General features: G+C 67.1%; 27 protein-coding genes. 13 read left to right on the top strand and 14 right to left on the bottom strand.

All coding sequences use genetic code 11. From position 1 onward, the window contains the following. Positions 1–5: 5 nt before the first annotated feature. From EWM63_RS32730 to EWM63_RS29930, 4 genes are all read right to left on the bottom strand, one after another. Positions 6–284 carry a secretin GspD/PilQ domain-containing protein gene (locus EWM63_RS32730; RefSeq protein ID WP_229487592.1) on the bottom strand — a complete coding sequence of 93 codons (279 nt, stop codon included), beginning with the start codon at positions 282–284 and terminating at the stop codon, positions 6–8. Continuing rightward, positions 257–1,693, bottom strand: coding sequence for a pilus (MSHA type) biogenesis protein MshL (locus EWM63_RS29940; RefSeq protein ID WP_229487590.1), 1,437 nt, complete (start codon positions 1,691–1,693; stop codon positions 257–259). The genes EWM63_RS32730 and EWM63_RS29940 overlap by 28 nt, the downstream gene beginning before the upstream one ends. A gap of 64 nt (positions 1,694–1,757) precedes the next feature. Further along, positions 1,758–2,642, bottom strand: a complete 885-nt coding sequence (locus tag EWM63_RS29935) for an ExeA family protein (protein WP_229487589.1) — start codon at positions 2,640–2,642, stop codon at positions 1,758–1,760. Positions 2,643–2,732: 90 nt separating this feature from the next. Further along, complete coding sequence (locus EWM63_RS29930) at positions 2,733–3,536, bottom strand: ABC transporter ATP-binding protein (RefSeq protein WP_229487588.1); 804 nt, start codon at positions 3,534–3,536, stop codon at positions 2,733–2,735. A gap of 154 nt (positions 3,537–3,690) precedes the next feature. Here EWM63_RS29930 and EWM63_RS29925 point away from each other — a divergent pair, with 154 nt between their 5' ends. From EWM63_RS29925 to EWM63_RS33010, 3 genes are all read left to right on the top strand, one after another. Further along, positions 3,691–5,394, top strand: coding sequence for a GspE/PulE family protein (locus EWM63_RS29925; protein WP_130189776.1), 1,704 nt, complete (start codon positions 3,691–3,693; stop codon positions 5,392–5,394). Then, the gene (locus tag EWM63_RS29920) at positions 5,394–6,629 is read left to right on the top strand and encodes a type II secretion system F family protein (protein ID WP_130189775.1); all 1,236 of its coding nucleotides are present in this window, start codon (positions 5,394–5,396) and stop codon (positions 6,627–6,629) included. Before EWM63_RS29925 ends, EWM63_RS29920 begins: the two co-directional genes overlap by 1 nt. A gap of 252 nt (positions 6,630–6,881) precedes the next feature. Continuing rightward, entirely contained in the window at positions 6,882–7,394 is a 513-nt protein-coding gene (locus tag EWM63_RS33010) for a type II secretion system protein (RefSeq protein ID WP_130189774.1), read from the top strand. Between the two features lie 14 nt (positions 7,395–7,408). Here the strand turns inward: EWM63_RS33010 and EWM63_RS29910 are convergent, their stop codons facing one another. The 5 genes from EWM63_RS29910 to EWM63_RS29890 are packed head-to-tail and all read right to left on the bottom strand — an operon-like array spanning position 7,409 to position 12,160. After that, a complete protein-coding gene (locus EWM63_RS29910) occupies positions 7,409–7,903 on the bottom strand; it encodes an MSHA biogenesis protein MshP (protein ID WP_130189773.1) in 495 nt (164 codons plus the stop codon). Then, positions 7,900–8,760: a prepilin-type N-terminal cleavage/methylation domain-containing protein gene (locus tag EWM63_RS29905; RefSeq protein WP_130189772.1), complete on the bottom strand. Its 861-nt coding sequence runs from the start codon at positions 8,758–8,760 to the stop codon at positions 7,900–7,902. Before EWM63_RS29905 ends, EWM63_RS29910 begins: the two co-directional genes overlap by 4 nt. Then, positions 8,757–9,221, bottom strand: coding sequence for a prepilin-type N-terminal cleavage/methylation domain-containing protein (locus tag EWM63_RS29900; protein WP_130189771.1), 465 nt, complete (start codon positions 9,219–9,221; stop codon positions 8,757–8,759). The genes EWM63_RS29905 and EWM63_RS29900 overlap by 4 nt, the downstream gene beginning before the upstream one ends. 6 nt (positions 9,222–9,227) lie before the next feature. Further along, positions 9,228–9,683: a pilus assembly FimT family protein gene (locus EWM63_RS29895; protein WP_130189770.1), complete on the bottom strand. Its 456-nt coding sequence runs from the start codon at positions 9,681–9,683 to the stop codon at positions 9,228–9,230. After that, positions 9,680–12,160 (bottom strand): polymer-forming cytoskeletal protein, encoded by a 2,481-nt coding sequence (locus EWM63_RS29890; RefSeq protein ID WP_130189769.1) that lies wholly within the window; start codon positions 12,158–12,160, stop codon positions 9,680–9,682. Before EWM63_RS29890 ends, EWM63_RS29895 begins: the two co-directional genes overlap by 4 nt. A 241-nt stretch (positions 12,161–12,401) precedes the next feature. Here EWM63_RS29890 and pilM point away from each other — a divergent pair, with 241 nt between their 5' ends. The 7 genes from pilM to EWM63_RS29855 are packed head-to-tail and all read left to right on the top strand — an operon-like array spanning position 12,402 to position 18,879. Then, complete coding sequence (pilM, locus tag EWM63_RS29885; protein ID WP_130189768.1) at positions 12,402–13,343, top strand: type IV pilus biogenesis protein PilM; 942 nt, start codon at positions 12,402–12,404, stop codon at positions 13,341–13,343. Next, entirely contained in the window at positions 13,340–13,999 is a 660-nt protein-coding gene (locus EWM63_RS29880; RefSeq protein ID WP_130189767.1) for a PilN domain-containing protein, read from the top strand. Before pilM ends, EWM63_RS29880 begins: the two co-directional genes overlap by 4 nt. Next, the gene (locus EWM63_RS29875; protein WP_130189766.1) at positions 13,996–14,715 is read left to right on the top strand and encodes a type II secretion system protein M; all 720 of its coding nucleotides are present in this window, start codon (positions 13,996–13,998) and stop codon (positions 14,713–14,715) included. The genes EWM63_RS29880 and EWM63_RS29875 overlap by 4 nt, the downstream gene beginning before the upstream one ends. Next, on the top strand, positions 14,712–15,056 hold the full coding sequence (locus EWM63_RS29870; RefSeq protein WP_229487587.1) for an MSHA biogenesis protein MshK: 345 nt from the start codon (positions 14,712–14,714) through the stop codon (positions 15,054–15,056). The genes EWM63_RS29875 and EWM63_RS29870 overlap by 4 nt, the downstream gene beginning before the upstream one ends. Positions 15,057–15,064: 8 nt before the next feature. After that, positions 15,065–16,882 carry a pilus (MSHA type) biogenesis protein MshL gene (gene mshL / locus EWM63_RS29865; RefSeq protein WP_130189765.1) on the top strand — a complete coding sequence of 606 codons (1,818 nt, stop codon included), beginning with the start codon at positions 15,065–15,067 and terminating at the stop codon, positions 16,880–16,882. Positions 16,883–16,884: 2 nt separating this feature from the next. Then, complete coding sequence (locus EWM63_RS29860) at positions 16,885–17,781, top strand: ExeA family protein (RefSeq protein WP_130189764.1); 897 nt, start codon at positions 16,885–16,887, stop codon at positions 17,779–17,781. Positions 17,782–17,790: 9 nt separating this feature from the next. Then, positions 17,791–18,879 (top strand): tetratricopeptide repeat protein, encoded by a 1,089-nt coding sequence (locus EWM63_RS29855; protein WP_130189763.1) that lies wholly within the window; start codon positions 17,791–17,793, stop codon positions 18,877–18,879. Between the two features lie 137 nt (positions 18,880–19,016). On the opposite strand, the gene EWM63_RS29850 is transcribed toward EWM63_RS29855, so the two are convergent. The 3 genes from EWM63_RS29850 to EWM63_RS29840 are packed head-to-tail and all read right to left on the bottom strand — an operon-like array spanning position 19,017 to position 21,653. Further along, on the bottom strand, positions 19,017–19,907 hold the full coding sequence (locus EWM63_RS29850; protein WP_130189762.1) for an HD-GYP domain-containing protein: 891 nt from the start codon (positions 19,905–19,907) through the stop codon (positions 19,017–19,019). Positions 19,908–19,919: 12 nt separating this feature from the next. Then, positions 19,920–21,098, bottom strand: coding sequence for a pyridoxal phosphate-dependent aminotransferase (locus tag EWM63_RS29845; RefSeq protein WP_130190692.1), 1,179 nt, complete (start codon positions 21,096–21,098; stop codon positions 19,920–19,922). Between the two features lie 33 nt (positions 21,099–21,131). Continuing rightward, positions 21,132–21,653 carry a putative toxin-antitoxin system toxin component, PIN family gene (locus EWM63_RS29840; RefSeq protein WP_130189761.1) on the bottom strand — a complete coding sequence of 174 codons (522 nt, stop codon included), beginning with the start codon at positions 21,651–21,653 and terminating at the stop codon, positions 21,132–21,134. A gap of 38 nt (positions 21,654–21,691) precedes the next feature. Here EWM63_RS29840 and yaaA point away from each other — a divergent pair, with 38 nt between their 5' ends. Further along, positions 21,692–22,459 (top strand): peroxide stress protein YaaA, encoded by a 768-nt coding sequence (gene yaaA, locus EWM63_RS29835; RefSeq protein ID WP_130189760.1) that lies wholly within the window; start codon positions 21,692–21,694, stop codon positions 22,457–22,459. A 220-nt stretch (positions 22,460–22,679) separates the two neighbouring features. On the opposite strand, the gene EWM63_RS29830 is transcribed toward yaaA, so the two are convergent. After that, the gene (locus EWM63_RS29830; protein ID WP_130189759.1) at positions 22,680–23,492 is read right to left on the bottom strand and encodes an outer membrane protein assembly factor BamD; all 813 of its coding nucleotides are present in this window, start codon (positions 23,490–23,492) and stop codon (positions 22,680–22,682) included. A gap of 64 nt (positions 23,493–23,556) precedes the next feature. Between EWM63_RS29830 and EWM63_RS29825 the strand changes: the two genes are divergently transcribed. Together EWM63_RS29825 and pgeF are read left to right on the top strand one after the other, a co-directional pair. Continuing rightward, the gene (locus EWM63_RS29825) at positions 23,557–24,672 is read left to right on the top strand and encodes an RluA family pseudouridine synthase (RefSeq protein WP_229487586.1); all 1,116 of its coding nucleotides are present in this window, start codon (positions 23,557–23,559) and stop codon (positions 24,670–24,672) included. Then, positions 24,669–25,460 (top strand): peptidoglycan editing factor PgeF, encoded by a 792-nt coding sequence (gene pgeF / locus EWM63_RS29820; protein ID WP_130189757.1) that lies wholly within the window; start codon positions 24,669–24,671, stop codon positions 25,458–25,460. Before EWM63_RS29825 ends, pgeF begins: the two co-directional genes overlap by 4 nt. Before the next feature lie 15 nt (positions 25,461–25,475). On the opposite strand, the gene EWM63_RS29815 is transcribed toward pgeF, so the two are convergent. Further along, positions 25,476–25,706 carry a hypothetical protein gene (locus EWM63_RS29815; protein ID WP_130189756.1) on the bottom strand — a complete coding sequence of 77 codons (231 nt, stop codon included), beginning with the start codon at positions 25,704–25,706 and terminating at the stop codon, positions 25,476–25,478.

The raw sequence follows: 25,706 nt of genomic DNA, 5'->3' as shown, positions 1-25,706 counted from the left end.
GCGCGTCAGCAGGGCAGCCCATCCCTGGCATTGTCGACGGAATCCTGCATCAGCCCACCCATCACCGCGGTCTGGCCGCTGTGCAGCTTCATCACCGACTCCAGTTCGCGGGCCTGGATCACCGGTACCCTGCTGGTGACGCCGGCACGCTTGAGTTCGGGATTCGGGTCTTCGACCGAGTCGACGATGCGCGTGATGGTGGGCCGCACGTTCAGCGTCACTTCGCCCTCGTCGGAGATCTGCGGCGTCACGCTCATCACGAAGCCGACCGGCACGGTTTCCACCCGCGATTCATACGTGGCCGGCGACGCCACCCGCCGGAGGAATTGGTGACGGCCGGCGTGACCTTTATCGTGAAGAAGATGCTGTTGTCGACGACCTTCAGCAGCGCCGTCTGGTTGTTTAGCACGGAAAGCTTCGGGCTCGACAGCACCTGCACCTTGCCATACGATTCGAGCAGCTGGATCGCCGTACTGATGTTGCCGATGGCGCTCATCGGATTGAAGTAGGTGAGGCTGAACATGCCGGGGTCGATGGCGCCCGTGCCGGTCAGCGGCCGGACCGAGAGGTCGGGGTTGCCCTGGCCGAAGATCGCGCCGCCGCTGGCCATGCGCTGCCAGTTGATCCCCTGCTGGTACTGGTCGGACAGGCGCACCTCGAGGATCGTGGCCTCGATCATCACCTGCCGCTTGGCCGACGCCTGCAGCGTATCGAGGAATTCGCGCACCTTGTCGTGCTGGCGGCTGGTGGCCCGCACGGTGACGATGCCGCCCTCCGGATTGACGATCACGGACGGCGCGACGCGCTGCGCCGCCGCGCGCCCCTGCGCGGCCGAAGCCTGCGCGCCCGGATTCGGAGAGTTCGGATCGGCAGGCTGCGTGGCGCCGGCGGCGGGCGTAAACGCCGGCTGGTAGCCGCCGCCTTGCGGCATGCCGGCCTGCTGCCCCGGCTGCTGGCCACCGCTCTGGCCGGGCTGGACCTGGCCCTGCTGGCTCATGGCGTTCGTCTGTTCGCGCAATTGCGCAAGCGGGTCGGCCAGCGGGTCGTTCAGGTTCGTCGGCCGCAGCATGTCGCGGATGTTCTTCTCGAGGTTGTACCAGAAATTGTTGTCGGCCCGGTTGGCCACGGACGTCGTCGAATTGTTGCTGCCGGAAGAAAGCGCGTTGCCGGCGGAGGAAATCGTGCCCGTGCCGGAATTCGAGCCCGTGGTACTGCTCGCGCCGGGCGTGCCCGTCGTCGAGATCTGGGTGGCGATGCTGACGTTGCTGTTCGTGGCGCGCGCGATGTTTACGTAATCGATGCGGTAGTTGCGCCAGTGCGGCTCGTCCGGCAGCACCAGCAGCGTGCCGCCATCGAGCTCGTAGCGCATGTCCACCTGCCTGGCGATCCGGTCCAGCAACTGCTGCAAGGTCTGGTCGAGCGCGTTCAACGTGACCGTGCCCGCGATGGCCGGGTGCACGTCGACGTTCATGCCGGCGTCGCGTGCCAGCGCGAACAGCACCGATTCCACCGGTGCGCGGTGCACGGCGACGCTGAAGGTCTCGGCCCGCGCGGCCGGCTGCGGGGGCGGCAGCACGGCGCTTTGCTGTACCGGGTCGGGAATCGCCCCGGCGGCGCGGGGCGCCTCGGTGACGTGGCCCGGCGAGACAGGCAGCTTGGGCGCGGCGCACGCGCCGAGCAGGGAACAAATCATGGTTGCCGCGACTTTCTTCATTGATCTGTTTGCCGGTAGTGAGTTTGCAGGGGCGATAATAATCTTACAGATTGAACAGATGTGCAAATGCGGCCGCATCGGGCTGGCTGGTTTGCGCCAGTGCCGGCGACGCGATCCACAGGGCGATCACCACCATCAGCACCGCCAGGCCCAGGGCCGCTGCGGCTGCGGCTGCCAGCAGGCGGCGCGCCGGACGCAGCGCGGGCGCGATGCGCGCGAAGCCGCATTCGTGCTCGGCCTGGCGCACATGGCGCGCCAGCACGGCCGGCGCGTCGTCCGCGTAAGCCGCCAGCAGCGCCTTGTCCGCGAGGATGTTGATACGACGAATGATACCGCGTGAGGCGCGCGCGATGCGCCGCGTTGCCGCGGCGGTAAATAACGCGCCCCCGGCATGGCCCGCGGCGCGCAGGCGGAATGCGAGGAACGCCCCCACCTGGTCCGGCGGCAGGGCGGGCACGAAAAAGCTGTGCGTGATGCGCTCGGCCAGCTGGCGCATGCGTGGCAAGGCCAGGTGGGCGTCGAGCTCCGGCTGGCCGAACAGCACGATCTGCAGCAGCTTGTGGCGCGCCGTTTCCAGGTTCGTCAGCAGGCGCACCGCTTCCAGCGAGTCCAGCGGCATGGCCTGCGCTTCTTCCACGAGCAGCACCACCTGCCGCCCAGCCGCATGCCGGGCGATCAGCTCGTCGTTCAACTGCCGCAGCACCTGGTCGCCGCGCCGGCCCGACGCATCGAGCCCCAGCTCGGCGGCGATCGCGTACGGCACCTCGTGCGGCGCCAGCGTGGGGTTGACGAGCCACAGCACATCGACATGCGGCGGCAGGCGGCGCTCCAGCATCCGGCACAGCATCGTCTTGCCGCTGCCGACTTCGCCCGTGACCTTGACGATGCCTTCGCCCTGGGCCACCGCATACAGCAGGGCCGCCAGCATGTCGCCGCGCGTATTGCCCCGTAAAAGAACAGGGGATCCGGCGTGATCGAGAACGGCGCCTGGCGCAGGCCGAAGTGGGTAAAGTACATGTCAGGCGACCACACTCAGGAAGGCTTGCTCGAGATCGCCGGGCGCGCCGGGACGGGCGGCGCCGGCAGCCGTGGCGTCGGATGTCGTGGCCCCGGCAGCGGCGGCAGGGGCGGCAAACCGCGCGATGCACTGCGCCGGCGTGCCGTCAAAACGGATGCGCCCGCCATGCAGGATGGCGATGCGGTCGCACAGTTCGCCGATGTCGGCCAGCGCATGCGAGGTGAGCAGTACGGCCGCGCCGGCCGCGCGCCTTGCCAGCACGGCCCGCTTGAACAGGGCGCGCGCCTTCGGATCGAGGCCGCTGGCCGGCTCGTCGAGCACATACAGGCGCTTGTCGAGCAGCAGCGTGGCGGCAAGGCCCAGTTTCTGGGTCATGCCCTTGGAATAGTGGCGGGCGGTGCGGCGCAGCGCGGCGGCGTCGAGTTCCAGCGCCTCGAGCATGGCAGCCGTTGCCGCCGGCGCGGGCCGCTGGCCGTGCAGGGCCAGCACCTGGGCGAGGAATTCGGCGCCGGTCAGGTGGGCGGGCGGATGGAAGCGTTCCGGCAGGTAGGCCAGCGGCCGGCGGGCGGCCGGCCGCGCGTGGGGCACGCCGAAGATGGCGATGTCGCCACTGTCGGGCGTGCAGAAGTCGAGCAGGCAGCGCAGCAACGTGGTCTTGCCGGCGCCGTTCACGCCGGCCAGGCCCAGGATTTCGCCGGGCGCCAGCGCCAGGTCGACGCCGTCGAGCACGACGCGGCCACCCTGGCGTCTGGCAACGAGGCGGAAACACAAGGCGGGTTCGGGCATTCGTTGGCGATTCGACATGGATGATCCGCCACTGTAGCAAAGAACCGACGCCGCACGCCAGTGCTGGGAGGGTATTTTCTAGCCCACGGGCAATATTTCGATCTACAATCACGGGTTGGGTCGCAGTCGGGTCGCAATCGTTGATGGATCGCAGAATGGGAGAAGCGCGCTTATGGCAAGGCCGGAAAAAGTAAGGCTTGGGGAAATCCTGGTGCAGCAGAAGCTGTTGTCCGAGGAGCAGCTCGGCCTGGCACTGACGGAACAGAAGCGCAGCGGGCGCAAGCTGGGCCGCGTGTTCATCGACAGCGGCTACGTGACGGAAGAGCAGATCGCCGGCGCGCTGGCGCGCCAGCTGAACATTCCGTACATCAACCTCAAGTTCTACAACATCAATCCGGAACTCGTGCGCCTGCTGCCCGAAACGCAGGCGCGACGGTTCCGCGCGCTCGTGCTCGAGCAGCGAGACACGGGCATGCTGATCGGTATTTCCGACCCGACCGACCTGTTCGCCTACGACGAGATCGCCCGCATCGTCCGGCAGAACGTCGAGCTGGCCGTGGTCAACGAGACCGAGGTGATGGCCGCCATCGACCGCATCTATCGCCGCACCGAGGACATCACGGACCTGGCCCGCGAGCTCGAACAGGAGATGGGGGACGTGTCCGTCGACTTCGGCGCGCTGGCGGTCAACCCGGGGCTCGAGGAAGCGCCGGTCGTGAAACTGCTGCAATCCGTGTTCGACGATGCCGCCCAGGTGCGCGCGTCGGACATCCACATCGAACCGCAGGAGGCCCGCCTGCACATCCGCTTCCGGATCGACGGCGTGCTGCACCTGCAGACCCAGGCCGACATCAAGATCGCCGCCGCGCTGGCGCTGCGCCTGAAGCTGATGTCCGAGCTCGACATCTCGGAAAAACGCCTGCCGCAGGACGGCCGCTTCGCCGTGCGAGTGAAAAACACCCGGATCGACGTGCGTATCTCGACGATGCCGACGCAGTACGGCGAATCGATCGTCATGCGTCTGCTGTCGCAGGGCAGTACCAGCCTGCGGCTCGATGCGATCGGCATGCCGCGCCCGCTGATGGAAAAGTTCCGCGCCATCGTGCAGCGGCCGAACGGCCTGGTGCTGGTGACGGGGCCCACGGGTTCCGGCAAGACGACCACGCTCTACAGCGCGCTGGCCGAACTGAACTCGGTGGAAAAAAAGCTCATCACCGTGGAGGACCCCGTCGAGTACCGTCTGCCGGGCATCAACCAGGTGCAGGTCAACGAAAAAATCGAGCTGAGCTTTGCCCGCGTGCTGCGTTCCGCGCTGCGCCAGGATCCCGACGTGGTGCTGGTCGGCGAGATGCGCGACCAGGAAACGGCGCAGATCGGCCTGCGCGCCGCAATGACGGGCCACCTGGTACTGTCGACCTTGCACACGAACGACGCGGCCAGCACGCCGCTGCGGCTGATGGACATGGGCGTGCCGCGCTACATGGTCGCCAGCTCGCTGCAGGCCGTGCTCGCGCAGCGCCTCGTGCGGGTGATCTGCGAAAGCTGCACGGAACCCTACACGCCGACGCCCACGGAGCGCGAATGGCTGAGCCTGGAGCTGAACGACAAGGTGGACATGGCCAAGTATTTCCACGGCAAGGGATGTTCGCATTGCAACGGCATGGGGTACCGGGGCCGGACGGGCGTGTATGAATTGCTGGAAATGACGAACGCCGTCGTCGATGCCGCCAACGACCCCGATCCGGCGCATTTCCTGAAGGTGGCGGCAAAGGAGATGGCGGGGCACACGCTGCGCCGCCATGGCGTGCAGCTGGTGGTGCAGGGCCGCACCACGATCGCCGAGGCGATGCGGATCAGTAACCAGCAAGAGGATTGATGCCTTATTTTGCGTACAAGGCGCGTGACCTGAAGGGCCAGCTGATGCAGGGCGTGCTGGAAGGCGCCGATTCGGCCGCCGTGGCCGACCAACTGATGGGTTCGGGTGTCACTCCGGTCGAGATCACGGCCACCCGTGCGCCCGCCAAGGAAGGCGGCGGCAGTGACGGGCTGTGGACCCGCCTGACACGGCCAAAAGTGACGGACATGGACGTGCAGCTCTTCAGCCGGCAGTTGTATACCTTGCTGAAGTCCGGCGTGCCGATCATGCGCGGCCTGGCCGGGCTCGAAGAGTCGGCCGTGAACCGGTCGTTCGCGCAGATCATCCGCGACCTGCGCGAATCGCTCGACGCCGGGCGCGAACTGTCGGCCGCGATGCGGCGCCATCCGGGTGTCTTCAACAACTTCTACCTGTCGATGGTGCGCGTGGGGGAAATGACGGGCCGGCTCGATGCCGTCTTCCTGCGCCTGTTCGACCATCTCGAGTTCGACCGCGACATGCGCCAGCGCGTCAAGGCGGCGCTGCGCTACCCGACCTTCGTGGTCGTGGCGATCGTGGTCGCCATGGCGGTGGTGAACCTGTTCGTGATCCCGTCGTTTGCCCAGGTCTTTGCCAGCCTGCACGCCGAATTGCCATTGATGACACGCATCCTGCTCGGCACGTCGAACTTCACGGTGACGCACTGGCCGACGATGGCCGGCGCCGTCGTGCTGGCCGCACTGGGATTCCGGTCCTGGCTGAAGACCACGAAAGGGCGTTTCGACTGGGACCGCTTCAAATTGCGCATCCCCATCGCCGGCAAGATCATTTTGAAGGCAACGATGGCCCGTTTCGCGCGCGGTTTCGCCCTGTCCGCGCGCAGCGGCGTGCCGATCGTGCAGACGCTGACCGTGGTGTCGCAGACAGCCGACAACGCCTATCTGGCATACCGCATCGAGCAGATGCGCGATGGCGTGGAGCGGGGCGACAGCATCTTCCGCACCGCCGTGGCCGCCAACGTGTTCACGCCCGTGGTGCTGCAGATGATCGCCGTGGGCGAGGAAACGGGGGCGCTCGACGACCTGATGGACGAGATCGCGCAGATGTACGAGCGCGAGGTCGACTATGAACTCAAGACACTGTCCGCGCAGATCGAGCCGATCCTCATCGTCTTCCTGGGCGCGATGGTGCTGATGCTGGCGCTGGGCATCTTCCTGCCAATCTGGGACCTCGGGCAGGTCGCGACGCGGCGCTGAGCCGGCGCTGAAACGGCACGCAGTCGGGGAGATTCGCCGGGGCGATGACGTTGTGCAAAGACTCTTACTGTCGCGTTGCGAAACGGCGAAAAATCACGCGAAATTCGTGAAATTTATCGTGCAGTGTGGAAAGTGTTTGAGCTTTCGCAGTACAATTAACTTGCTTTGGGGATACATCAAAGCCGCCGGGCAGCGAACTGCCTGACATTTATCAATTCGCACCGCCAGCCCGGCGCAACACGGAGAAAGTCTATGAACAAGCAGTCCTACGCCCGCATTTCCCAACAACGCCAGGGTGGTTTCACGCTGATCGAACTGATCGTCGTGATCGTCATCCTCGGCATTCTCGCAGCGACCGCGCTGCCGAAGTTCGTCAGCATGGGCGCGGATGCGCGGGTTGCTGCACTGGGCGGCGCACGTGGCGCGATCGCCGCGGCCAGTTCGCTGGGTCGCGGCCAGTTCCTGGTGAAGGGCGGCACTACCTATGCAGCCGAGAATACGACTGTCGGCATTGAAAACGGCTACCCCGCCGCCAGCACGGCTTTCATCACCGCGGCCGGCCTGAACGAGGATTTCGTCGTGGTCAACCCAGGCAATAGTACCGCCGGTACGACCGGCCCTGTCACCAGCAGCACCGAGATCGCTGTCGTGCCGAAGAGCGTGCAGGGCACCGCCACCGCGGCAACGTGCTTCATCAAGTACACGGCGGCGACGACGTCTGCCCCGCCGGTCATCACGGCAGTTCCGGCCGCCACCGGCTGCTGATTGCAAACGCCTGCTCAATAGCAGGCACTCCTGACGGGGTCCGCCACGGCACATGCCGCGGCGGACCTTTTTCGTTCCACGTAGCCCGGTGTCGCCACGGCCGCCGCGTTGCCCGGACAGGTAGCGGCGTTGCAGGCCGTCGCCGTGATCCGGTACAGGTTCTTCAAGATTGGCTCGCCGGCCGCCGTTTCCCCTTCGCTGAAGACCCTGCGCTCGCACGTCACGGCGGCGCGGAACCCCGCCACGCCGGTCAGGTCGATCACGCCCGCCGCGCAGGTGTCACTGACCAGCGCCCGGTACAGGCCCCATTCGATGCCCGCGCGCGCGGCCTGGTCGGCATGCGCCGATTGCAGGTCCATCATGCCGGTGACCTGCTGGGTATTGTTGATGCGCATGACCGCCAGGGACAGGCCACCCAGCGCGACGACGATGAGGAGCGCCGCGATATAGCCGAAGCCGCGTTGGCGGGCGGGCGGGCGGAAACGTGACTGAAAACGTGGTGGGGTCATGGCAGGTTGTCGGCATAGGCGCCGTAGAGCAGGTCGACGTCGTCGCCGCCCTCGGACAGGCGCAGGCGCATCTGCAGGTAGCCGGCTGCCTGCTCCGAGCCCGGGTTCGGGTCGTACGTGAATTCGCAGCGGGCGATCCGGCTGGCGAGCACGGCGGTATCGGCCTGCGGCACCTTGCACGCCGTTGGCGCGGCGGCGTCGAAGCCGTAGCCGGAAAAACGGTACAAGGTGCCCGTGCCGGTGCCGTTCGCATCGACCCCGGCATTCTGGCAGGTATAGAACACGGCCTTCTGCGCATCGGGCACCACCACGAACCGGCCGCCTTCGTAGCCTGGCGGGAACTGCTTGGTCTGGATGCCAATGCGCCAGGTGCCGAGCGCGTAGGGCGAGGTCGATGCCGGCGGCGCTGCGACCGATGAGATGCGGCTGGCGCTGGCCAGGCTGTACATGTTTTCCGGTACCTGGTTGCCGATCACGATCCAGTCGCCGATCACCGGGGCAGCCAGCAGCGGCGAGATGACGTCGAACTGCGTGGTCGGCTGGTAGGTGTCGAGCGGCTTGCTGGCGCCGCCGGACTGGATGTCGGGGGCGATGCGCAGGCGGCCACCGTCCGACGTGGGCACCACCTCGAAGCACTGGGCATTGGGCTGGCGGATGGAATTGGGCACGGCGGAACGCACGTCCCGCATCATGGTGCGCATCGCGCCGTCGGCCAGGTCGGTCAGCGTGCCGCGGCGCGTCGCCATGGCGTAATTCTCGAGCGCCGGCCGGAAAAAAACCACGAGGCCGGCGGCCAGCACACCGGTGACCACCATGACCACGACCAGCTCGACAAGGGTGAATCCGCGCTGTCTCATTGCTGGAGCTTCCCGAAGTTGGTGCGCCAGCCAACCAGGCTGACCGTGTCCTGGCCGCGTGTCACGGTCACCGTGAACTTCAGCCTGTCGGTCGTGCCGATCCCGGTCAATTCCGCGGCATCGGCCACGGTGACACGCACGTTCATGCCCGTCAGGACCACCGTGCCGTTGATATCGCAGATGCCGGTCGAGGCATAGCCGTTGTAGTCGCGGATGTCGTTAAACGCCTTGCGCGCGCAGCCGGCGGCCGGTGCCGGTGCCTCGATGGCAAAGGGCATGCGGCGGATTTCTTCCGACAGGCCTTCGGCGACCGCCATCATCTGCTTGCGCACCACGGGGTCGCTGCTGCTGCGCACGGCCGACGTGAACGCGATCATCACGCCACCCACGCCGATGCCGATGATGACGATCGCGACGATCAGTTCGACCAGGGTCATGCCCTGTGCCTGCCTATTCCACATGTCCGGTCAGGCCGTCGATCCGCACTGCCGCCTCGCTGGTGATGGTGATGGTGCCGGCAATGGTGCCGCCGGCGTTGATGACGGTGCCGTTCGGCTGGAAATACAGCGTGCCCAGCAGTCCCCCGCGGTCACGTTGGCATTACGGCTCGCGTATGGCGTGCCGTCCGGGCTGGGCAGGTCGGTATCGCACGTCAGGGTTGGGTTGCCGGCGGCGGGCGGGTTGGTGCTGGCGATCCGCAGCGTCACGGCACTGGCGGAGACCGTCGCGCACACCGTGCGGCGGTGGCTGACCGCGGTTTTTTGCGCATAGCGCAGCGCGCTGACGACGTCGGCGCGAAATCCCGTGCTGGCAACGCCGCCGCTTCCGATGAGCCGCGGTACGGCCACGGCCGCAAGCACGCCGATCAGTATCATCACGGTGACGAGTTCGACCAGTGTGAAGCCCTGGGCGCGGGCGTTCAATTGTAGACCTCCCGCACGTGCACCACGGCCTGGCTTTCCGGCCTGGCGGTACCGAAGACCACGGCCGCCCACGGGTCCGCCTGCGCCCCGCAGTCGCCATACACGCTGCGCAGCCACGGCAGGCCGGCGCCGTTGCTGCCGGGGTGGATGGCGAGGCAGGACACGTCGGCCGTTCCCGCCCCCGTGCCCAGGTTCAGCGCGACGTTCAGCACGGCCTTGCCGGTGGCCTGCCTGGTGACCGTGAGATAGCCGCTGCCGTCGGCCAGCAGCAGGTTGCTGTTGCCCGCGCCGGCCAGCGCGGCGCCGTTCTGCGACACGGCGGCGGATCCGGCCGGTAGGCGGGTAAAGCTGTCGTCGTCGTTCTTCACCCAGGACGTGCCGCTCCAGTACTGCGCCGTGACGGGCATGCTCGCGCTGGTCGCCAGGGAACCGGCGGTGGCGCGCGAGAACAGCAGGCGTCCGCTGCGGATGTTGACGCGGCCGGTGGCCCCCGCGATATTCGTGTCGAGTGCCCCGGTGCCCTCGGCACCGAACACGACAATGGCGGGTGCGGTCTGCGCCGCGGCAAACGTGTACGTGGGCGTCAGCGTGGCGACGCCGGGGACGGTGCCGGCGGCGAACCGGCTGGCGTCCACGGTGTGGCCCGCCAGCGTGGCGGCGGGCGCGGCGGTCAGCGTGACCACGCCCTCCGAGCCCGTCTTGACCGTTTTGCCGAAGTTGGTCGTGATCCGGCCACCGCGTTCCAGTGCCGTGATCGTCACGTTCGCGATCGGCTGTCGCGCGTACCACCAGGGCAGCGTGGTCGCCGCATCCTTCGGCACGGCGGCGTTGCGGTCCTCGGTTGGCGCGACCGCCACGTCATAGTGGTCGGGAATCGAATACAGCACTTCGCCGGTGGTGGCGCCGGCGGGAACCTGGGCCGACTGCAGGTAGTTGGCCGATGTCAGCGCCGCCGTCAGTGTGGCGATACCGGTCTCGGTCCACGAGGGGGCTGCCGTGGCGACTCCCGTGGCCACGCTGGTGCTGACGGCATTGAGCGTCTCGCCCGCAGCGCCGCCGGTGGGCTTGGCCACGACGGTCCGGATGGTCACGGTTTCGGCCGGGGTCTCCTTGCCGAAGTTCGGCGTGGCGACACCGCCGCTGGTCTGCGCCGCCACGTTCACCGCGAACGGCGTACCCGCCAGGACCGGGACGGTGGTCGCGGGTGTCTTCGTGAAGGCGAACTTGTAGGGCGCCACAACGAAGGTATCGGTGCCCGAAATGCCCAGCTTGGCATCCGTGACGGTGACCGTGAGGGCCCCGACGTCGGCGTAGCTCAGCGTTACCGGCGCACTGCCCGTGTCGTCGAAGTCCACGTCGACCGCCGGCGATGTGCCGGTACCGCATGCGAGGGGCCCCGTGGGGCCGCCCCTCGGCCCCCCCGTCAGCGGTTTCGTGCCGGTCCTGGGATTGCTGTAGGCACAGCTGAAGGTGATCTGGCGCTCGCCCTTGAAGGCCGGCGCACACACGCCGGCCTTGTCGCTTTTCCTGACCGCCTTGATGGTGAATTCGACGGTCGTGCCAGCCTTGTGGTCGGGGATCGTCACCAGCAGTGCGCTGTCCGCGAATGCCATCGAACAACTGGCCGCACTGCCGTTCCAGCACGTATACACAGGCGACGACGATGCCGTGAAGCCGGTGGCGGCCAGTGTGACGGTGGTCGGCGAGGTGATGGCAAGCGATGCCGTGGCGGATGACGAGCCCGAGGCAATGGTGAAGGGCGCCGATACGCCGCCGCCGGTGACCGTGCCGCTGACGCCGCCGGTAAAGGCCGTGCAACTGCCACTCGTGTCGGCGCCGGAGCAGGCCCGCACGGTGATGACCGCGGGGGCGCAGGTGGCCGCGCTGCCGGTGTGCACCAGGCGCACGTGGTGCAGCCCGCTTGCCGGTGGCGCGGGGCCACCCGTGCATCGTGGCCGGTAATTGCCGTACGGCGCGGTACAAGTGCCGTAGACGATCGAGTCCCCTTCGATGTTGATCTCGCTGCCGGCTGTGACGTTGCCGTAGACGATCGTTCCGGACCGGATCGCCATCTGGGCGCCGACCCGAATATTGGCCGTGATGGTCACATCCCGGTCCGTCGAGAACGTGCCGCCCACGTCGAAGTACTCGGCGCTGATGTCCATCGGCGCGTTCGTGTTGACGTTGCCGTCGACCTGGAAATAAAAGGGTTTCGCCTGGGACGGCACCCTGATGAACAGGGCGGCGTTGACACTGAGCGTGCCGGCGATGCGCAAGGTGATCGGCGCAGTGATGTTCAGGATGCTTTCGTTGTGGATCGCGGGGTTGCCCTGGCACGTGTAGGTGGAGCCCGAGGCAGTGCACGGATATTGCAGGTTGCTGAAGACTTTATTGATATCCGCAGGCAGGTTGAATATCTTCGCCTGTGCGGTGGGAGTGGGCGTCACGCCTTGGACAGCGAGGGCCCAGCCGGTCATGCAAAGCAGAAGCAGCCAGGAACGGTAACGGTGCAGTAGATACATGCCAAATCAAAGCATGCGCGCTCTGAAATTGTCAAGACAATGCCGTAAGGAAATATTGGTGCGCATCCAGTATGCGACACATGCCTGCACACATCAGGGGATTTCCGCCTGCGGAATGGCGAATTTCCCCTATAGCGGCTAAGATGGCCCGTCTTCACAACCAATGGCTCAACTGATGCAGTTGAAGCTCGCAGGAATGGGATTATTCTCCAGGGCACGAAAACAAGAAGGCGTTCTGGTCGTCACGTTGTCGAGCGACGGCATCCAGGCCGTCGTTGTCCGCACGCCCGTGCTGGACAAGCCGGCCGCAATGGTGAAGTTCGCCGCCGCCGAGCCGGCGGAACGGCCGGCGGCGCTGGAAAAACTCGGCAAGGAGCTCGGGGCTTCGCGCTACCGCGGCACGACGCTGCTCTTGCCGGGTGAATACCAGCTGCTGTCGGTGGAGGCGCCCAACGTGCCGCAGGAGGAAGTCAGGACGGCAGTGCGCTGGCGCCTGAAAGACATGATCGACTTTCCCATCGACGAAGCGACGGTCGATTTCCTGGATATCCCGGTGGACCGTGCGGCGACCGCGCAGACGCTTTCCCTGTTCGCGGTCGCGGCGCGCAACAGCCTGGTCAGTGAACGGCAACGGCTCTTTCACCGTGCCGGCTTCCGGCTGGCGGTCATCGACATTCCCGAGCTGGCACAGCGTAACGTGTCGGCGTTGCTGGAGCGCGAGGGGCGGGGGCAGGCCATGCTGTCGTTCGACAGCCAGGGCGGCCTGCTGACGATCAGTTACCAGGGCGAACTCTACCTGGCGCGCCGCATCGACATCACGCTGGAACAGTTGCGCGATGCGCCCGAAGAGCGGCGCCAGGCGACCTATGACCGCATCACGCTCGAGTTGCAGCGTTCACTCGATAACTTCGAGCGGCAGTTCCATTTCATTACGACGGCACGGCTGACGCTCGCGCCGACCGGCGTCGCGGGGCTGTTCGAATGCCTCGCCGAAAACCTGTATATCCCGGTCGACCAGCTCGACCTGACCGAACTGTTCGACCTGACCGGCCTGGCCGATGCGCAGGATCCCGTGCAGCAGCAACAGTGCTTCCTGGCGCTGGGCGCGGCATTGCGGGTGGAGGAGGTGAAGCGTTGAGCCAGCAGATCAACCTGTTCAATCCGGCCTTCCGGACAACGAGAAAGCAGTTTACGGCGCAACTGCTGGCCACTCTGCTGGGCGCCATTGTGGTGACCATCTGCATTGCGGCGGTCATCGGCCATCGTGGCGTGGCAAAACTCGAGCGCAGCGTCGCCAGCGGCAAGGCCCTGCTCGACCAGCAGCAGGCCGCGCAGGCCGAGACGATTGCAGGGCTCGCCCCGCGGCAGAAGGACCCGGGGCTCGATGCCCAGCTTGTCCAGATGCAGGCCGAGATTGCGTCGTTGCGCGAGGCGGACAGTATCCTGCGTGCCGGCCAGATCGGCAACCATGCGGGCTATGCCGGCTATTTCCGCGCCTTTGCCCAGCAGACCGTGCCAGGGGTATGGCTGACGGGCCTGCGTATTGCCGGTGCCGGCCATGACATCGAGGTACGCGGCCGTGCGCTGCAGGCGGCAGCCATTCCCGGCTATATCGCGCAATTGCAGGACAGGCCGGCCTTCCGGGGCAAGACCTTCGCGGCACTGTCCATCGCGCCGCCCGCTGCGCCCGATGTGCCGCCCGCCGGCACGCCCGTGGGCACGCCCGGCGAGCCGCCCGCGTCGCCGCGCTTCGTCGAGTTCACCCTGCAGTCCCGTGTGGAGCAAGCGCCATGAAACAGCAATGGCTGAAACTGGCGGCACGCATGGATGCGCTGGCGCTGCGCGAGCGCCTGATGGTGTTCCTGGCGGCGGTGGCACTGCTGGCATATGCCTCGTGGTTGTTGCTGGCGCCGATCGCGGCGCGGCAGGAACGCTTGCGTGCCGAACTGGCGGCGCAGCAGGCCGAGATGCAGGCCATGGAAGCAGAGCTCGCGGCGAAGCTGCGTGCCCACCAGACCGACCCGAACGCGGCTGCGCTGACACGGCTTGCCGCACTGCGCACGGATCGCGACCGGTTGCGCAGCGATCTGCAGTCCTTGCGTACCGGCCTCGTGAGTTCGGAAGAGATGGTGCCGACGTTGCAGCGCCTCGTGGCGGCGAACCGCAACCTGAAGCTGGTCTCGTTGAGATCGCTGCCCGTCAGCGGGCTCAGCGAAGCGGTCCGGCCCACGCCGGCCGTCGAACCCGTCGCGCCAGGCACGGCACTCGCGCCTTCACCAGCACCAGCGCGCCCGGCCGGTGCGCCGCGCGAAGTGCTGTACCGCCACGGCGTCGAACTCGTCCTGCAGGGCAGTTACCTGCACATGATCGACTACATGGACGCCGTGCATGCGCTGCCCACGCAATTGCTCTGGGGCCGCGTCGAACTTGCCGCGCTGGCGTATCCGCAGGCACAACTGACGCTGACGCTGTACACGCTGAGCCTCGACGAGCGGTGGATGACACTATGAGACTGTTGCCTTACGCTATGCTGTTCGTGGCCCTGCCAAGCTGGGCGCAGGCGCTGCAGGACCCGACCCGGCCGCCGGCCGCTTCGCTGCTGCTGCCGGCTGAAGCGGTGCAGGCCCCGGCTGCGCCGCGCCAGCCCACGCTGCAGTCCGTCCTGGTCGGCCCGGGCAGCGGCCGCGAAGTGGCCGTGATCGACGGCCGTATCGTGCGACGCGGCGAACGTGTCGGCCGTGCCATACTGGCCGATATACGGGGCGACCGGGTCATCCTGCGCGAAGGCCGCCGCACGACCGAATTGAAACTGTATCCGCAGGCCGGCAAGCCGCCGGCGAAGCATCCGTGAGAACAACCATGCACAACACCCTGAAGGCCGCGATCGTTGCCGGCTTGTCGATCTCGCTGGCCGCCTGCAGCGTGCCGCGGCGCGACACCTACGACGCGATCAATGCCGAACTTGCCGCGGTGCGCAAGCCGCAGGCCGCGGCGCCGGCGGCACCGCAGGCCGTGGCCGACGCCTTGCTGCCGCCTGCCAGCCAGCTTGCCGGCCAGATGCCGAAGGCGCGCACGGTGCTGGAGGAACGCTTCAACGTGGCGTTCAACAACGTGCCGGCGCAGCAGTTCTTCACCGCCCTCGTGACGGGCACCCGCTACAACATGCTGGTGTCGCCCGAAGTGGTCGGCACGATCTCGGCCAACCTGAAGGATGTGACGCTGTTCGAGGCGCTCGACGCCGTGCGCGAGCTGTACGGCTATGACTACCGGGTGGAGGGCACGCGGATCTCGATCCGGCCGCTGACGATCCAGACCCGCATGTTCCAGGTGAACTACCTGACCGCGCAGCGGATGGGCATGTCGAATCTGCGCGTATCGTCGACATCGGTGGCCGACCAGGTCAACAACCAGAGTAATGGCGGCAACGGCAGCGGCAACGGAAGTGGCAGCGGCAACCAGACTGGCAGCAACGGCAATAGCGGCAACAACGGCGGGCAGGGCAGCGACTCGCAGGATGGCAGCGGCGGCCGCCTGCGTGATTCCTCCAGCGTGACCACGGTATCGCATAACGACTTCTGGACCGACCTGCGGCAATCGCTGGAAGCGATCGTCGGCAGCAAGGAGGGCGGGCGCAACGTGATCATCACGCCGCAGTCGGGCGTCATTCTCGTGCGCGCGATGCCCGAGGAATTGCGCAACGTGGAGCGCTACCTGAAGGCCACGCAGCTGGCGGTGGAACGGCAGGTGATCCTGGAAGCGAAAATCCTCGAAGTCCAGCTCAACCGCAATTACCAGAGCGGCATCAACTGGGCCGCATTTGCCCGCAACGCCAACAGCAGGCTGTCGGCCGGCATGCTGCAGCCGGGCACGACGCTGGGGCGATTGCCGGCCGGCAGCACGCCCGGCGTGGCGCCACCACAGATCAGCACGACGGGCCCCGCCGGGATCGTGGCGCAGAGCGGCCACGCGCTCGGTGCCGCGGCCGAGGCGGCCGGCTCGCTGTTCGGGCTGGCGTTCCAGACCAGTAATTTTGCCGCGCTGATTTCCTTCCTGGAGGAGCAGGGCACCGTGCACGTGCTGTCCAGCCCGCGCATCGCCACCATGAACAACCAGAAAGCCGTGCTGAAGGTTGGCACCGACGAATTCTTCGTGACCGGCGTCAGCACCACCACGACGACGAACTCCGGCGGTGGCGGCACCGTGACGCCGAACGTCACGCTGCAGCCTTTCTTCAGCGGCGTCGTGCTCGACGTGACCCCGCAGATCGACGACGCGGGCAATATCACGCTGCACGTGCATCCGTCCGTGAGCCAGGTCTCGACCGTGACGAAGAGCATCAACCTGGGCAGCGCCGGGTCGCTGAACCTGCCGCTGGCGGCCTCCGTCACGTCCGAAATGGACAGTATCGTGCGCGGGCAGGATGGCCAGGTCGTCGCGATCGGCGGCCTGATGCGTCAAGCCACGTCGTCGGACCGCTCGCAGGTACCCGGTGCCGGCAGCCTTCCCGTGCTGGGCGCGCTGTTCCGCAACACGGCCGATGTGATCGACAAGCGCGAACTGGTGGTGCTGATCAGGCCGACCATCGTCGACGCCGCCGGCGGCTGGAACGAGGACCTGCAGGGTGTCGAACGCCGCATGCGGGCGATCGCGCCGAACGACGCCTTCCAGCGGCGCTGACCATGTACGAATCCCATTTCGGCCTGTCCGAGCTGCCGTTTTCCATCACGCCGGACACCAGCTTCTTCTTCGGCAGCCCGCATTCGCAGGAGGGACTGAACACGCTGCTGGTGGCGGCCCGCAGCGGCGAGGGGTTCATCAAGATCACCGGTGAAGTGGGCACCGGCAAGACCCTGCTGTGCCGCAAGTTCATGGCCATGCTGGGCGATGGCTTCGTCACGGCTTACGTGCCGAACCCGTACCTCGAGCCGCGCGCGCTGATGATGGCGCTGGCCGACGAACTGGAAATCGTGCTGCCGCGCGACGTGGACCAGCACCAGCTCGTGAAATCGCTGACGATGCGGCTGCTGGAACTGGCGGTGCGCGGCCAGCACGTGGTGCTGTGCCTCGATGAGGCGCAGGCGCTGCCGCTGGAAAGCCTGGAAGCCCTGCGGCTGCTGACCAACCTGGAAACGGAGAAGCGCAAACTGCTGCAGATCGTGCTGTTCGGCCAGCCGGAACTGAATGCCCACCTGGCCAGTCCGAAGATACGCCAGCTCGCGCAGCGCATCACGTTCCATTACCACCTGGGCGCGCTGCAGCGCGACGATCTCGATTACTACCTGGCGCACCGGCTGCGCGTGGCCGGGTTTACGGGGGCGCGGCTGTTCAGCGCGCGTGCCGTGCGGCGCATGTTCCGCGCCACGGGCGGCATTCCGCGCCTCGTGAACATCGTGGCGCACAAGGCGCTGATGCTGGCGTATGGCGAGGGGCGCCACATGGTGGAGCAGCGCCACGTGGCGCTGGCCGCCGGCGACACGATCGGCACCCGGCCCGCGCGCGGCCTGCGCTGGGCATGGCTGGCCTGCGCCGCCGCGCTGGCCGCCGCGGGCGGCATTGCCCTCGCGTTGACAAGGTGAGCCTGACAGATGAGCCTGATTAACAAGATGCTGCAGGATCTCGATGCACGCGGCGGCACCCGGGCCCCGGCGGCCGGTGCCGACGTGCGGCCGGTCGGGGCCGCAGGCACGGCACGCACGGCGCGCACGTCGATCGCGGTCGGCGCCGGCGTGGGCGTGCTGATCGTCGCCGCCGGCGCGGGTGCCTGGTATGCGCTGAACCGGGTGCCGGCCGCCCCTGTGGCCGTCGTGGCCGCGCCCGCGCCGGCCGCTGTCACACCGCCCGCGCCGCCCGCTCCCGTGCCCGTGGCGCCGGCTGCGCCCCAGCCCGCGCCTCCGCCGCCCGCATCGGTAGCGGAAGAGGCGGCGCCGGCGCCCGCCCCAGCCGTGCTCGTCCCCGTCCAGGCAGCGCCTGCCGCGGCAGGGCCGCGCGCCGACGCTCCGCCGGCACCGCGCCCCGCCAGGCCCCGGCCGCCGCGCACGGAACCCGCTTCAGCGGCCGTGCCAGTACCGGAGCGGGCAGCCGAAGTGCCGGCCGGGCAAGGCGCCACGCTGACATCGCGCCAGCAGGGCGAGAACGCCTACCGCCGCGCGCTGGCCGCGCTGCAGGTGGGCCGCGTCAACGAAGGCATCGCGGCGCTGGAAGACGCGGTGCTGGTCTATCCCCGCCATGAAGCGGCGCGGCAAACGCTGGTGGGCCTGCTGGTCGAGAACGGCCACGCGGAGCAGGCGATGCGCCACGCGCAACTGGGGCTGGCGCTGGAGGCCAACCAGCCACAACTGGCAATGGTGCTGGCACGGCTGCAGCTGGAGCGGGGCGGATCCGCCGACGTAACGCTGCTCCGCACGCTGCCGCACGCGGGCGGCAATGCCGATTACCTGGGGTTCCTGGCCGCGGTGCTGCAAAAGCAGGGCCGGCATGCGGACGCGGCGGCGCAGTACGAAGCGGCGCTGCGCCTGCGACCCGATAACGGCGTCTGGTGGATGGGGCTCGGCATCTCACGCCAGGCGGAAAACCTGCGCACGCCTGCGCGCGAGGCATTCGAGAAAGCCAGGGATGCCGGGCTGTCGCCCGAACTGCAGGCCTTCGTCGAGCGCCGGCTGGCGCAACTCAATTAGCTGTAGCGCGTTTTGCGGGGAAAACCGGTGTCCGACACCTGAAGGTGTCCGACACCAGCGGCTCGAGCGCAGCATGCACGTTCGACCTCGCCTTATCTACGCGGCACCAGGAACTGTCCCGGGTTGCTGCCGTGATCTTACAGGCTGGCCAGCGGGCCCCATACCTGCTTCATCGACACGGGCATGTCGATGTCGTCCTCGCCCAGCGCGCTGGCGATCGCGCAGCCGGCCTGGCCCACGCGGCGCGGCAGCGGCATCGTCAACAGGCGTCCCTCCGCATCGCGCAGGCAAAGCACTTCCGGCTGGCCGTCGTCGCGGTGCGCCATGACCCCGATCTCGCCGCTGGCCAGGCGCACCACGGTACCCGGCGGATAGGCGCCGATTTCAAGGTGGAATGCGGCGGTCAGTTCGGCGTCGGGCGACATTTCCAGCGCGCGCGCCAGCGCATCGTCCGGCAGGAGGGCACGGCGGTAGTTGCGTGGCGAGACGCCGGCGCAGTACCGGTCGGCCATTTTCAGCAGGTGGATGCAGGCATGCGTGCCGCCACCGGCAATGGCGTCCGGTGCGTGGTCCTGCAGCAGGCTGGCGGCCCAATCCGGCTCGGGGCCGCGGGGAACGTGCAGCACCTGCGCGTCGGCAGGGCGGTTGCCTTCCGCGTGGCGCCCCGTCGCATGCAGCGCCAGCGCGGCCGTCACGAGCGACAACAGGTGGGACGGCCGCATGTTCAGGTGGCGCCCCACGAGCGCGGCGATAACGGCGGTCTCGATGCTGTGCCGCATCGCGTAGCTGCCGGCGACCTGGTTGCGCAGCACGCAGGCCAGTGCCACGTCCGCGGACAGGTCGATTGCATGCAGCAGTTCGCGCGCGGTGGCGCGCAGGTCGGCCGGGTCGCCGTGTCCGCGTGCGTGCGCGGCGTTTTCCAGGCGCTGCTGCACGGCATTGAGTGCGCGCAGCACGGATGGCAATGTGGGCGGCGCCTCGGACTCGCCGGTGTCCTGCACGTCGCGGGGGGATTCGTGGGGAAGCATGGGCGGCCCGGGTCAGATGCGGGCCAGCCGCTCGAGCGCCAGCGCCAGCGTTTCATCGCGCTTGGCGAAGCAGAAGCGCACGATGCCCGATTCCTTCGCCTGCCGGTAGAACGGCGACACGGGGATCGCCGCCACCTTGATTTCGCTCGTCAGCCATTCCGCGAAGGCGGCCTCGGGCATGGCGGAAATGGCGCCATAGCGCACGCACTGGAAATACGTGCCGTCCGCCGGCAGCAGTTCGAAGCGGCTGCCGGCCAGGCCGGCGCGGAACAGGTCGCGCTTTTTCTGGTAGAACGCCGGCAGTTGTACGTAGGGCGCCGGATCGGCCAGGTAGCCCGCGATGGCGTGCTGCATGGGTGCGTTCACGGAAAACACGTTGTACTGGTGGACCTTGCGGAACTCCACCATCAACGACGCGGGCGCGGCCACGTAGCCGATCTTCCAGCCGGTGGTGTGATACGTCTTGCCGAAGCTGGACACCACGAACGTGCGCGCCGACAGCACCGGGTGGCGGCTCATCGACGCGTGCTGCTGGCCGTCGTACACCATGTGTTCGTAGACTTCGTCGGACAGCACGAGGATTTCCGTGCCGCGCACGATGCCCGCCAGCGCCTCGAGGTCGCTGTCGCGCAGCACGCTGCCGGTGGGGTTGTGCGGCGTGTTGATGACGATGAGGCGCGTTTTCGTGGACACGGCGGCCTGGATCCGCTCCCACGGCACGTGGTAGCCGGCATCGTCGAGCGCCATCTGCACGGGCACCACGGTGCCGCCGGCCAGCTCGATGGCCGGCATGTAGCTGTCGTAGGCCGGTTCGATGACGATCACCTCGTCGCCCGGATGGACGACAGCGAGGATGGCCGTGGTCAGCGCCTGGGTGGCGCCGGCGGTCACGGTGATCTCGGTATCGGCATCGTAGGCGTGGCCGTACACCGCGCGGATCTTGCCGGCGATTGCCTGGCGCAGCGCCGGCACGCCCGTCATCGGCGGATACTGGTTATGACCGGCCCGCATCGCTTCGGCGACCAGGTCGACCAGCCGCGGATCGCAGGCGAAATCGGGAAACCCCTGGCCGAGGTTGACGGCATCGTGCTGCGCCGCCAGCGCCGACATGCGCGTGAAGACAGTGGTGCCGACGGCGGGCAGGCGGGTCGTCAGCGCGGGCGTGACGGCATGCGGGAAGGAACTGGTCATCGAGGCCTCGCGGGCGGTCGGGTTGGACACGGTTTATTCTAGCGCGGCACCGGCCGGCGTGGGGAGCGCCCATTGTTCCGGCGGGATCACGGCGAACATGCCGGCATTGCGCAGGCGGCGGGCCAGCTTGAGCAGCGCCTTGTCCTTCGTGATCAGCACGTGGGCGCCCGCGTCGCGCGCCAGTTCCAGGAATTTCTGGTCATCGGGGTCGGTGCAGACCGGCAGGCGCACGCCCGATTCCGGCGGAGAAATCACCTTGATCAGCGCATCGAAGCGCTCCGCGCTGGCCGGGCGCGTGGTGTCGTCCAGCGGCAGGTGCGGGTAGTGCAGCACGATGCGGTATTCGTCGCGGCAGTCGGCGCGCGTGACGGCTTCGACGGCACCGCTCTCGATGGCCGCCAGCAGGCCGGCCCAGCGCGGGTCGCGGAAGACGAACAGGTCCAGGCACACATTGGTGTCGATGACGATGCGCTGCAGCGCACCCGTTGCAACAGGGGACGTTGCCCCAGTGGACGTTGCTTCAGCGGACTTTACTTCGAGAATTGCAGGTATCATGCGGGAAAATATTTTTGAGTGAACCAGTTTCGAATCATATGCTGATAGTGCTTTCCCCCGCAAAGAGTCTCGACCTCGACACCCCTCCCACCACCGACATCGCCACCCGCCCCGCCTTCCTCGACCATTCGGCGCAACTGATCGCGCGGATGCGCGAGTTCTCGCCGCACGAGCTGGCCGAACTGATGGACCTGTCCGATGCGCTGTCCGCGCTGAACGTGGGCCGCTATGCTTCCTGGACGATGGACACCACGCATGCGCGCCAGGCCGTGATGACATTCAACGGCGACGTCTACGACGGCCTCGATGCGCGCACCCTCTCCGCGCCACAGCTCGACTACACGCAGGGGCGCGTGCGCATCCTGTCGGGCCTGTACGGCCTGCTGCGCCCGCTGGACCTGATCCACCCGCACCGGCTGGAAATGGGCACGCGGCTGAAAAACCCGCGCGGCAAGGATCTGTACGCGTTCTGGGGCGACCTGATCACGCAGGAACTGAACGGCGCCGCCAGGGAGCAGGGCGCCCGGTGGCTCGTCAATTGCGCGTCGGAAGAGTATTTCAAGTCGGTCCGGGCGGCAAAGCTCGACGTTCCCGTCATCACGCCCGTGTTCGAGGAGTACAAGAACGGCCAGTACAAAATCATCTCGTTCTACGCCAAGCGCGCACGCGGCATGCTGGCCCGCTACGCGGCCGTGAACGGCATCACCGACCCGGAACGGTTGAAGGACTTCGACGCGGACGGCTACGCGTTCGCGCCCGACGCGTCGAACGACGCGCGATGGGTATTCAGGCGGAAAGCGGCCTGACGCAATACAGTCCAGCTCGTGTCCACCATGGGGGCGCAGCAGGGGTTTCGAGGAGCATCGCTCCTTGCCTGCGTAGGGATAATGCCATGCAAGGCATTATCCCTTTCAACCCCGAAATCGGACACGAACTGAGCCATTAATGCCGCTTCAGGGCTGAGCTCGTGTCCGAAAACGGGCCTGGCCCTACGGTGGACACGGGCTCGGCTCTAAGCGTGGTGGGTTACGAAGTGGCGCCCCAGAATTTCCACCACTTGCGTTCGGGCTTCGGCGCACCTTCGTCGAGGAATTTGCTGGACGGGAAATTGCGCTTGAAGACGCGCATCGCATCGTCGCGCAGGGCTACGTTGCCGAGCTTGTCGTAGCTGCGCACCATGATCCACAGCGCTTCCTCGATCGCCGGCGAATCGGCGTACTCGCGCACGGCATCCATCGCGCGATTCGCGGCGGCCAGGTAGGCGCCGCGGCGATAGTAATAGCGCGCCACATAGACCTCATACGCCGCCATCGCGTTGATCAGGTATTTCATGCGGTCGATCGCGTCCGGCGTGTAGCGGCTTTCCGGGAACTTGTCGACCAGCGCCTTGAAGGCGGCAAATGCTTCGCGCGTGGCTTTCGGGTCGCGCTCGGCCGGATCCTGTTCGTAGACGAAGTTCAGCAGGCCGATCTGGTCATTGAAGTTGATCAGGCCGCGCAGGTAGTACATGTAGTCGACGTTCGGGTGGTTCGGGTGCAGCTTGATGAAGCGTTCGACGGCGGCCAGCGCCTGGGCCTGGTCCTGCGCCTTGTAATAGGCATAAGCCACTTCCAGCTGCGCCTGCTGCGCGTAGACACCGAACGGGTAGCTTGCTTCCAGGCGGTTGAACAGCTGGATCGCCCGCTCGTAATGCTGTCCGGCCAATTCTTCCTTGGCCTCCGAGTATAATTTCGAAGCGGACCAGCCTTTGGTCTCATCCGACTGCTCTGGTAACAGGCTGCAAGCCGAGACACTGGCCAATAGCAAGGATGCTGCGACTACCTTCAATTTTTTTTGCATGTTCTCGTGCAAGAAGACGTTTAAACAAGATACGACCTGGCTGATTATAGCCGATGGGAATGCTGTGATATTGAATCCTGAGCCGAATCCGGCCGAACAACCCCTTGACCACGATCTCGAGACCGACCTGGACGGCGACCTGCTCGCCGACGACGGCGACGAAGTCGTCGAAGCCGCAGGCTTCGCCAACCCGCTCGCTCCGATCGAACTGCACCTCACCCCCGACGTGTGCGGCGACCGCCTCGACAAGGTGATCGCCAAGCTGGTGCCGCAGTTCTCGCGCGGCCGCCTGCAGAGCTGGATCGAGGAGGGCTTCGTCACCGTGGATGGCAAGCCGGCCAAGGTGCGCGCCACCGTGTATGGCGACGAAAAGATCGTCGTGCTGCCGCAGGCCGCGCCCGAAGACGTTGCCTTCGCGCCGGAACCGATCGATGTCGACGTGGTGTTCGAGGACGAGCACCTCATCGTCATCAACAAACCGGCCGGCCTCGTCGTGCATCCGGGTGCCGGCAACTGGTCCGGCACGCTGCTGAACGGCCTGCTGCACCGCTGGCCGCAACTGGGCGGCGTGCCGCGCGCCGGCATCGTCCACCGCCTGGACAAGGATACGAGTGGCCTGATGGTCATCGGCAAGGATTTGCCGACGCAAACGGATCTCGTGCGCCAGCTGCAGGCGCGCACCGTCAAGCGCGAATACTGGGCACTGGCATGGGGCACGCCGCGGCTGTCCGGCACGATCGATGCGCCGATGGGCCGCCACCAGCGCGACCGCGTGAAGATGGCCGTGTCGACCGGCTTCGGCGCGAAGCCGGCGATCACCCATTACGAGCGACTGGCAGCGGGCGAGCTCGATCGCCGGCCCGTCAGCCTCGTGCAATGCCGCCTCGAAACGGGCCGCACGCACCAGATCCGCGTGCACATGGCGCACCTGGGCTATCCGCTGGTGGGCGACTATGTGTATGGCAAGCCGCACCTCACCGGCGTGTTCCACCGCCAGGCGCTGCAGGCACGCCGCCTGGGCCTCGTGCATCCGGCCACCGGGGAACCCTGCGAATGGGAAATCCCGCTGGCCGACGATTTCCGCGCACTGCTCGAGCAATGCGGCATCGACGAGGCATCGCTGCAGAAGGAGCCGGAAGACGGCGCGTTCGACGATGACGACGACTACGACGACGAATGAACGCACCGAACGTGACCCAATGGCTGGTTCCCGACTGGCCCGACCTGCCTGCGGGCGTCGGCGTGCTGTGCACGACGCGTCGCGGTGGCGTCAGCCCCGCGCCCTATGACGATGGCCAGGGCAAGGGCGGCCTGAACCTGGGCACGCACGTGGGCGACGCGCCCAAATGCGTCGAACGCAACCGCGATATCCTGCGCGCCGAACTGCCGGCCGAACCGGTGTGGCTGACGCAGGTGCATGGTACCCGCGTGCTCGACGCCGGGGTGGTCCACCACGATGCGGAACCACCGATCGCGGATGCCAGCTTTACCCGCGAACGCGGCGTGGTCTGCGCGGTCCTCACGGCCGATTGCCTGCCGGTGCTGCTGTGCGACGCCGAAGGGCGCATGGTGGCTGCCGTGCATGCGGGCTGGCGCGGCCTGGCCGATGGCGTGATGGAACAGACGGTGACGGCGATGCGCGACGCGGGCGCCGGGGAACTGATGGCCTGGCTGGGTGCCGCGATCGGCCCCAACCGGTTCGAAGTGGGGCCGGAGGTGCTGGATGCTTTCCTGCGCCGCCCCGGCGTGGATGAGGCGGCCATCCGCAGCGCGTTCGCGCCTTTCGGCCTGAAACCAGGCAAATATTTTGCCGACCTGTATGCGCTGGCCCGCATCGCGCTGGTCGGCGTCGGCGTGCGCCGGGTGTGGGGCGGCGATTTCTGCACCGTGTCCAATTCCGGTCGCTTCTACTCGTACCGGCGCGATGGCGTCACGGGGCGGCAGGCCAGCCTGATCTGGTTGAAGTAGTCGCGGGTGGATGGATCAGGGCTCGCGCGCAGCCGCTTCGGCGCGCTGCCGCTCGCGTTCTTCCTGCCGTTCGCGTTCTTCGCGCCGGCGCCGGCCGATGCGCCGGAAGCCGCCCGTCACATAGAGTAAAATTGCAAGAGGAATAACGCAGTACAGCAGGAAGGTCATGATGCCTGCGACGACCGTCGGCTCCGTCAGCGACATCAGCAGCACGACGTAAATCCAGGCAAGAGCAACGATCAGCAT

It is taken from the genome of Pseudoduganella lutea (assembly GCF_004209755.1).
Lineage (GTDB): Bacteria > Pseudomonadota > Gammaproteobacteria > Burkholderiales > Burkholderiaceae_D > Rugamonas > Rugamonas lutea.
The sequence above is the reverse complement of the archived record's forward strand: the minus strand, read 5'-3'. Positions and strand labels throughout refer to the sequence as shown.

Excerpts from the sequence above, each read along its gene's own strand:
- EWM63_RS29940 (WP_229487590.1), bottom strand. The coding sequence starts at position 1,693 with ATGATTTGTTCCCTGCTCGGCGCGTGCGCCGCGCCCAAGCTGCCTGTC.
- EWM63_RS29935 (WP_229487589.1), bottom strand. The coding sequence starts at position 2,642 with ATGCTGGCGGCCCTGCTGTATGCGGTGGCCCAGGGCGAAGGCATCGTC.
- EWM63_RS29930 (WP_229487588.1), bottom strand. The coding sequence starts at position 3,536 with ATGTCGAATCGCCAACGAATGCCCGAACCCGCCTTGTGTTTCCGCCTC.
- EWM63_RS29925 (WP_130189776.1), top strand. The coding sequence starts at position 3,691 with ATGGCAAGGCCGGAAAAAGTAAGGCTTGGGGAAATCCTGGTGCAGCAG.
- EWM63_RS29920 (WP_130189775.1), top strand. The coding sequence starts at position 5,394 with ATGCCTTATTTTGCGTACAAGGCGCGTGACCTGAAGGGCCAGCTGATG.
- EWM63_RS33010 (WP_130189774.1), top strand. The coding sequence starts at position 6,882 with ATGAACAAGCAGTCCTACGCCCGCATTTCCCAACAACGCCAGGGTGGT.
- EWM63_RS29910 (WP_130189773.1), bottom strand. The coding sequence starts at position 7,903 with ATGACCCCACCACGTTTTCAGTCACGTTTCCGCCCGCCCGCCCGCCAA.
- EWM63_RS29905 (WP_130189772.1), bottom strand. The coding sequence starts at position 8,760 with ATGAGACAGCGCGGATTCACCCTTGTCGAGCTGGTCGTGGTCATGGTG.
- EWM63_RS29900 (WP_130189771.1), bottom strand. The coding sequence starts at position 9,221 with ATGTGGAATAGGCAGGCACAGGGCATGACCCTGGTCGAACTGATCGTC.
- EWM63_RS29890 (WP_130189769.1), bottom strand. The coding sequence starts at position 12,160 with ATGACCGGCTGGGCCCTCGCTGTCCAAGGCGTGACGCCCACTCCCACC.
- pilM (WP_130189768.1), top strand. The coding sequence starts at position 12,402 with ATGGGATTATTCTCCAGGGCACGAAAACAAGAAGGCGTTCTGGTCGTC.
- EWM63_RS29875 (WP_130189766.1), top strand. The coding sequence starts at position 13,996 with ATGAAACAGCAATGGCTGAAACTGGCGGCACGCATGGATGCGCTGGCG.
- EWM63_RS29870 (WP_229487587.1), top strand. The coding sequence starts at position 14,712 with ATGAGACTGTTGCCTTACGCTATGCTGTTCGTGGCCCTGCCAAGCTGG.
- mshL (WP_130189765.1), top strand. The coding sequence starts at position 15,065 with ATGCACAACACCCTGAAGGCCGCGATCGTTGCCGGCTTGTCGATCTCG.
- EWM63_RS29860 (WP_130189764.1), top strand. The coding sequence starts at position 16,885 with ATGTACGAATCCCATTTCGGCCTGTCCGAGCTGCCGTTTTCCATCACG.
- EWM63_RS29855 (WP_130189763.1), top strand. The coding sequence starts at position 17,791 with ATGAGCCTGATTAACAAGATGCTGCAGGATCTCGATGCACGCGGCGGC.
- EWM63_RS29850 (WP_130189762.1), bottom strand. The coding sequence starts at position 19,907 with ATGCTTCCCCACGAATCCCCCCGCGACGTGCAGGACACCGGCGAGTCC.
- EWM63_RS29845 (WP_130190692.1), bottom strand. The coding sequence starts at position 21,098 with ATGACCAGTTCCTTCCCGCATGCCGTCACGCCCGCGCTGACGACCCGC.
- EWM63_RS29840 (WP_130189761.1), bottom strand. The coding sequence starts at position 21,653 with ATGATACCTGCAATTCTCGAAGTAAAGTCCGCTGAAGCAACGTCCACT.
- yaaA (WP_130189760.1), top strand. The coding sequence starts at position 21,692 with ATGCTGATAGTGCTTTCCCCCGCAAAGAGTCTCGACCTCGACACCCCT.
- EWM63_RS29830 (WP_130189759.1), bottom strand. The coding sequence starts at position 23,492 with ATGCAAAAAAAATTGAAGGTAGTCGCAGCATCCTTGCTATTGGCCAGT.
- pgeF (WP_130189757.1), top strand. The coding sequence starts at position 24,669 with ATGAACGCACCGAACGTGACCCAATGGCTGGTTCCCGACTGGCCCGAC.
- EWM63_RS29815 (WP_130189756.1), bottom strand. The coding sequence starts at position 25,706 with ATGCTGATCGTTGCTCTTGCCTGGATTTACGTCGTGCTGCTGATGTCG.